5 protein-coding genes are annotated in these 7,312 nt (G+C 68.1%); 2 read left to right on the plus strand and 3 right to left on the minus strand.

Features of this window, described 5'->3' with window-relative positions:
* On the minus strand, positions 1–1,964 hold a 1,964-nt coding region (locus EII35_RS15170), incomplete at its 3' end, for a GNAT family N-acetyltransferase (RefSeq protein ID WP_221739786.1).
* Positions 1,965–2,178: 214 nt separating this feature from the next.
* Here EII35_RS15170 and EII35_RS16070 point away from each other — a divergent pair.
* Positions 2,179–2,448, plus strand: a complete 270-nt coding sequence (locus tag EII35_RS16070) for a hypothetical protein (protein ID WP_185744390.1) — start codon at positions 2,179–2,181, stop codon at positions 2,446–2,448.
* The gene (locus EII35_RS15175; RefSeq protein ID WP_185744391.1) at positions 2,436–2,825 is read left to right on the plus strand and encodes a type II toxin-antitoxin system VapC family toxin; all 390 of its coding nucleotides are present in this window, start codon (positions 2,436–2,438) and stop codon (positions 2,823–2,825) included. Before EII35_RS16070 ends, EII35_RS15175 begins: the two co-directional genes overlap by 13 nt.
* On the opposite strand, the gene EII35_RS15180 is transcribed toward EII35_RS15175, so the two are convergent.
* Positions 2,790–6,755 carry a hypothetical protein gene (locus EII35_RS15180; RefSeq protein WP_125229302.1) on the minus strand — a complete coding sequence of 1,322 codons (3,966 nt, stop codon included), beginning with the start codon at positions 6,753–6,755 and terminating at the stop codon, positions 2,790–2,792. The two genes, EII35_RS15175 and EII35_RS15180, sit on opposite strands and share 36 nt — an antisense overlap.
* On the minus strand, positions 6,752–7,312 hold a 561-nt coding region (locus tag EII35_RS16075), incomplete at its 5' end, for a hypothetical protein (RefSeq protein WP_221739787.1). The genes EII35_RS16075 and EII35_RS15180, both read right to left, overlap by 4 nt.

The raw sequence follows: 7,312 nt of genomic DNA on the forward strand, positions 1-7,312 counted from the left end.
GTCTGTTGTACGTCGGTGACGAGGTCGGGTGTGGAGGCGAGGGGGTCCTGGGGCCAGCCGTCGCCGGGGGTGCGGAGCCACTCCTGGATGGGGGCGAACTGTCCAAGGACCGTTGGCGCCAGAAAGAGAGCGCCCGGATCCAGGGAGAGAACTCCGTCCAGCGCGTTGGTGCGTTCGAGTTCCATGGCCCAGTCGGTCACGTCGAATGGCTTGAAGACGACCTCATCATGCTGGTCGCAGTGGGTGATGTGCCAAGGTCCGATGTGGGCGACGGTGCCGACCGGGACCTGAGTGAAGCCGGGCAGACCGAAAATGGTTCGGAGTTTGTTGCGGTTGCCGGAGGTGGTCCACACGTTCTGGGAATATGTGGCGCGGCCGCTGGTGGCGGTCATGGTGTCCAGCCGGTCGGCGAGCCAGGGGCGTAGCTGGTTGTCGAGGGGCAGATTGCTGGCCAACCACAGCCAGCTTCTCAGCTCATCGAGGCTTGTCCCGTCCCTGGTGAGTCGGTTGGCCGCTCGGCGTCCCCCATAGGGCAGGCTCCGGTCAGCCTCGACGAGGATGTCCTCGGGCAGGGCGATGGTGTCGTCGACGTTGCTGCTCCAGCACTGCACCATGGCATCGACGTCGAGGCCGTGGCGGACCGTCCGCAGCGGGTCGCTGACCCCGGCCTGCACCAGCTTCACCAGCAGCCCGTCGTCAAGGTCCCGTAGGAACTCCCTGGCCGTTGCGGCCTCGCAGACCTTGAGTCCCAGGAACTCCCGGATCTGTTTCGGCATCCAGTTGTGGTAGCACGAGTCGAGGCCGGGCATCCCCGCCAGGAGGATCTTCGCAGCGGGCAGTGGCCAGCCGGTGGCCGCGACGAAACGTTCCGGCGCGGTGGGATCCCAGCCCGGTCCGCCGTCATGGAGGAGAACCTCGAAGGCAGCGCGGTGGGCATCAAGGTCGATCCCGCTCGAGCGATCAACCAGCTGGATCGGCACCCCCTTCACCTCGGCGGGGATTCCGCCGCCCGGGGAGAGGAAGAGCCACTCCCACCCTTCATCACCCCGGTAGCCGCTGTTGAGGGCAACGGCGGGGCCGGTCGGAGTCTCCACCAACTCCCCGCCCTCGAGACCCCAGTGGAGTTCTGTTCGGGGAGCGGTGCGGAAGAAAACGCTTCCGGGCCGGTGCAGGCCGCTGTCAAGCACCACGCCGAAGGCGGCGGCAGCTCCCCGGATGACCTCGGCGGAAGCGAAGGGCCGGCAGGCCCCGGCCAGGAACAGTTCCGGATGAAGAAGCAGGGTGCCCGCCATGGGAGCCAGATACATGTGGTCCCAACGGTGCCCGGCCAAGGCCCTCACGATCTTGGCACACTCGTCCCGCGTGGGTAGGTGGTGCCCCCAGTTGCGAGGTTGCAGCCACCCCACCGCCTCGGCTGACGGTGTCCACTGACTGAAAGTCCCCTTGCTCATCGTCAGGTCCTTCACCATCGCCTGCCGCGGTTGGGCCTCCAGTCCCAGTTCACGTTCATGACGGCGTAACGCGCTGAGTTCAGGACCCAGTGCATCGTCGGGTAGCACCTCCCAGCCGAGCCGCTGATAGTACGGAGCATTCCATGGGACATCGCGATAGGTGCACAGGGTCACCCGTGTGAGCCCGCGATCCACGGCCCATTCCTCAGCCGCCGCCATGAGCTGGGCACCGATGCCGTGACCTGCTGCGGCAGGATGCACGCTCACCTGCTCCAGGTGGGCCTGCCCATCGACCAGATCGACACGGATGAAGCCAACCACGCCGTGCTCCTCCGCACAGGCGACCAGGAGTCGCCCAGCCTCCTGGGCTGGGGCATGATCCTCAGCCGTGGTCTGGGGTGCATCCACGACCACGGACAACCCGACGGTGGTGAACATGGCGTCCGCGGCCCGCTCCACCTCGATGATCCTGAGCAGGTCATCAGGGACAGCCGGACGGATGATGACAGGCATGGACATATCCCTCTCAAAGGGCGGAACTCCTGCAGCCATCAGACGAGACAGCGGTCGGTACCGCCCAGAATGAACCACCAGTCTGTCATGATTCGCGCAGGTTCAAGACATCCGCGATGGCGTCCACAGTGTGGCTGGCGGAGTCACCTCGACCGGTTCACTGACCACCACACCACCGAGGTGTGACACTTCTCGCCGGTGTTACACTTGAGGCATGCCGACCACCAAGCGTCGCCACCCCGTGACCGAGACACCCGAAGTCTCTGAAGCACTGCGCGCTGCTGCATTGCGATGGCCGGTCGACCGGGACAAACCTGCTCGGCTGCTGCGTCGCCTGATCGCGGAAGGGCACAAGAGCATCGACCCGAGTGTCGTCGAGCGTCAGAACAACCGACTGGCGGCCGTACGACGGATCAGTGGTTCCTACACCGGCCTCTACGAGCCGGGTCATCTCGAAGATCTACGCTCGGAATGGCCCGAGTGATCGCCCTCGACTCGGGGGTTCTCATCGCACTGTTCGATGCCCGTGACGCACACCACGCCGCAGCCGAGGAGCTGTTCACGACCCACGCTTCTGAACCGATGACCATCGGCCCGATCAACTTGGCGGAAGTGCTGGTCAGGGCTGCGCGCGAGAACCGGGATCAGACGATGCTGGCCGACCTTCGGGCTCTGGACATCACCACGACCCCTCTGCCGGATGACGCTGCCACCCGACTGGCGCGCCTTCGCGCCACCACCGGGTCGAAGATGCCTGACTGTTGCGTACTGCTGACAGCCGAGCAGACCTCAGCCCGGATCGCCACCTTCGACGAAGGGCTGAAGTCATCGGCTCGACTTCTCGGCCTGCAGATCGTCTGACCGACTCACCGAAGAACAACACTGCCCGCCCCCGGCAGCACCGCCATGCCGTCGCGGTGGCGCCGCCAGGCGTCGGTGAACAGCTGGGGGAGGGGAGTGAGTGGGAGGACGAACTCGAAGGGTGGTTTCACCTTCGTTGTGTCCTCGAGGTGGTACAAGCAGGCTTTCCAGGTTTCGAGTGGGAGGTGTGGGCTGCGGGCCTGCATCCAGTCGCCGGGGAGGAAGAGGGTGCGTCCGGCTCGGGGGCGTTTGGCCTCGATGACCAGTCCCTTCTCGATCAGTGGCTCGGCGGCCTTGAGACGCTGGGTTTTCTTCCAGTTGTTCCAGTGGTGGATGTTCTTGTCGGTGGGGTTGTGGAGGGTGAGGAGTTGGAGCCAGTAGCGGGCTGAGTCCTCTGGGAGGTCGAGGGTCTGTTGTACGTCGGTGACGAGGTCGGGTGTGGAGGCGAGGGGGTCCTGGGGCCAGCCGTCGCCGGGGGTGCGGAGCCACTCCTGGATGGAACCGGCCGGAGACGACGGCGGTGAGGTTGGCGATGTGCTGGAGGTCGTCGGTGTCGTCGGCTCGGGAGACGGCCAGGGCGCGGTCGTGCTCGTGCCGCCAGTCGGCTGTTTCGGCAGGGTCGAACCAGAGCACGTCGTAGCCGTCGTCGGTGCGGGTCACCGTCCACGGTCCGGTGCGGAGCTCCGCGCCGGGGATGCTGTCCCTCACACTTGGCAGTCCGAGACAGGCCCGGACAGGGCCGCGTTCCCGTCCGATGAGGGAGGTCCGCAGCGGCGCTGCCCGGCTGGCCTGAGTCAGGTCGTCGAGACGTTCCGCCAGCCATGGACGCAGCGGGTCATCCAGCTTCAGGGAGGACGCCAGCCACAACCAGTGGGGCAGGTGGAGCAGATCGGCGCAACGACGTGGCAGCAGCTTGAGGTTGTCCGTCTGCCAGGGGCCGAGCTCACGACGACAGGCCAGGAGCACGTCGCCGGGAAGCATGACCAGCCCCTGCGACAGCTGCTGCCAGCGGGTCAGCATCGCGTCGACGTCCAGTCCGTGACGAACCACCCTCATCGGGTCCGCTGCTCCTGCGGAGTACAGCGACGCGAGCAGGGCCGGATCGAGGCCGGTCAGGAACTCACGCGCGGCTGCGGCCTCGGCGACGGTGAGGCCGAGGAGACGCCGGAGGTCCCGGGGCAGCCAGTCCAGTTTCTCCTCCTTGTTGAGGGGGGACCCGGCGAGGAACACCTTGGCGGCGGGGCGCGACCATCCCGAGCCGAGCGCGAACCGTTCGGCCGCTGCGGGATCCCACGGCGGCCCGCCCCTGGACAGCACGACGTCGAAGGCGGCCGCGAGGTCGGCGAGGTCGATCCCGCTGGATCGCCGCCACACGGTGGCGGGTTTGCCCTGGATCTCGGTGGGGACCCCGCCGCCGGGGGACAGGAACAGCTGGAGCCTCGTGCCGTCATCGTCCCGGCAGATGCCGATGTTGATTGCGGGGCCGGTGGGGGTGGTCGTGACCGATCCCGGTTCGCTGAGCCGGATCAGCGGGCTGGGGACGGTGAACAGCACCGTGTCCGGGCCGACGAGTCCACTGTCCCGGATCACGGCAGCAGCTGCGGCCGCGGCCTGGATCGTCGCCCGGGAGGCCAGGGGACGCGCCGCCCCCACCAGGTGGAGTTCGGGGGCCAGCAGGGGAAGCGTCGCGAGTGTGGCCATCCGCAGGGGTGAGCCGGAACTGCTGGCGAGTCGTTCCCGGAGCTCATCGGCGGTGACCCGGGTCAGCACCTGGTCCCACGGCCCCTCCCGCGCCCATGGCACCGCATCGAGGGAGGGGGTCCATGTCGCCTCGCCCTCGGTCTCGGCGGGTGGGATGTCCTCGATGAGCTGTCTCAGGCGTTGGACGGCTCGGTTCGTGCGCAACGCCGCCCAGCCGACCGCGACCGTAAGGGCCGGGTCCGAGGTCGCGAGCAGCCGTTGTGCTGCCCGCACCACCGTCGCAGGGAGCTGCCGAGGTTCCTCGGGGGTCCAGGCCGGGAGGCTGTCGAGGAGGGGCTGGACGTCTGGGGCGGTCATGGCGCGCATTCGCGCGCTCACGGCTTCGTCCCGTGGCCGGAGGAAATGCCAGCCCGCCACCGGGAGCCTGTGCAGGAGATGGTCGACCCCGTGTCTGGAGGATGCCGGGAGCAGCCGTCGGCAGGACTCCCGGGTGAGGTGCCCCGTGACGGTGACGAGCCAATGGCCCCCTCCGGGACGACGGATCCGGGACGAGGGTGCGATCCAGTGGTCCCACACCGTCGCCTCGTGCTCCCAGATGGTGCCGTCGATGCTGCGACACCGGAGGACCGGGTCCCGGCGCAGGGTGACCCAGCCGTGCTGGCCGTCCTTGGCGCCGAGCAGGGACTCCTCGGTTCCGGGAACGACACTCATCCAGTGCTCGACTGACACCCTGTGGAACGTGAACCCCTCGCGCAGGTCGTCGTCGATGAGCGAGGCCAGGCGCGGCGGCACGGACTCGGGGCCGAGTTTCCCCGTCCGGGGGTCCAAGGTCCGCATGGCCTGCGAGTACTCGGCGCACCAGAGGGCGTCGCCTTCCTGCAGCACCAGTTCGCGATGACGAGGTCTCAGGCGGGAGTCGCTGGGGCGGATGAGTCCGGGACCGGGCAGCCGACCCGATGCAGTCTCGAAGGAGATGTTCTTGCGGGGATCCCCGCCCAGCAGGTGGGGCAGGCTGTGGTGCGTGTTGGGGGAGCTCGCCCACGTCATGTGGGCTCCCTGTTCTGGGCTCCAGCTCAGGCACAGGGTGTCGCCCCCGACCCGGAACCACTGCCAGTTGTCGTGGTGGCTGTGAACCGGTGGGGTCACGGTGACGGGGGCCTCGGAGGTGTCAGCGGTCACCCAGATGATCCGGTTCCCGGAAGCGACCCCGAACCAGGGCCAGGATTCATGGATGGTCACCTTGTCCGGATGGGCCTCGTCGAGCTGCCGTGCCGCCTCCTCCAGGGCGGGCCAGGTGAGTTCGGTCAGCAACCCGTCCCTCAGGGCCTGGGCGGTGAGCTCCGCGGGATCGGCGACGCTGGCGAGCCCGGCCAGCTCATCTCGGAACTCGTCGCGGTAGGCGGGCAGGCACAGGGGGCGCAGGCGATCCACCTCGGCCAGGAAGTCGGCGGCCGTGCAGCCGTGGTCCACGCGTGGCACCGCCCAGCGATGCAGCAGCTGCGTGCTCCCGGGGTGGGCGAGCAGGGCGTCGAGGTGGGTGCCGAGAGTGATGCGGTCGAGACCGGCCGCGGCGTGGGTGGCATGTTCACTGGCGGCGACGTGCACGAGGTCTCCGCGACGCTCGTCCTCCAACCAGAACTGCCACGAGAGCCAGCCGAACGGATCGCAGTCTCCGGTGAAGGCGACGTCAAGCCCCAACGAGAGGACGGCATCCACCAGCTCCATCTCCACGTCGTCCCTTGCCACGTCCAGCCTCAGGGTCTGGCCGTGCTGGCTGGGCAGGGCACGGATGAAGGCGGACAGCTCGGCGGGAAAGTGCTGCCGCCACCTGTCGGACTCCTTGTGGATGAACCGTCGAATCCAGTCCAACACATCCCTTTCCCCGGCACGCATCTCGTCGGCGACCCCGGTTGCCTCCAGGAGCGGCAGCCAGCGGGTGGTGGGGATGTCGGGGGTCAACGCGAACAGGGCGTCGCGTGCTTCCCGGGATGTCCTCGCCCAGGCCACGATGGGGGCGCGGAACCCGTTCCAGAACGCCTGCGGTGCCTGCTTGATGACGGCGGCGTGGAGCGCGCTGGCCACCAGGGGTTGGGCGGCCTCCAGGAAGTCCACCCCGGCTGCCCTGGCCAGGCGTTTGACGTCGGCTGCGAGCTTCGCAGGCGGAGGTGCGCCGCCCTCGATGCGTTCGACGGCGAGCGTGATGCATCGCGACAGTGCCTCGGCGTTCATGAGCGTTCGTCTCCCGGGTGGTCGTGGCGGGGGGTGTCGCCGTCGCGGTGGCGCCGCCAGGCGTCGGTGAACAGTTGGGGGAGGGGAATGAGTGGGAGGACGATCTCGAAGGGTGGTTTCACCTTGGGGGTGTTCTCGAGGTGGTAGAGGGGGGCCTTCCAGGTCTCCAGGGGGAGGTGTGGGCTTCGGGCTTCAATCCAGGCGCCGGGGAGGAAGAGGGTGCGTCCGGCTCGGGGGCGTTTGGCCTCCACCAGCAGCCCTTTTTCGATGAGGGGTGTGGCGGCTTCGACGCGGCGGGTTCTGGTCCAGTTGTTCCAGTGGTGGATGTTCTTGTCGGTGGGGTTGTGGAGGGTGAGGAGTTGGAGCCAGTAGCGGGCGGAGTCCTGGGGGAGGTGGAGGGTGGTCTGTACGTCGGTGAGGATCTCGGGCGCTGAGGCGAGGGGGTCCTGGGGCCAGCCGTCGCCGGGGGTGCGGAGCCAATCCTGGATGGGGGCGAAGTGCCCTGCCGCCACCGCTGCCAGGTCGGCGATGTCCGCAGCCTCGGAGAACCCCTTGGG

Source organism: Arachnia propionica (assembly GCF_003932785.1).
GTDB lineage: Bacteria > Actinomycetota > Actinomycetes > Propionibacteriales > Propionibacteriaceae > Arachnia > Arachnia propionica_B.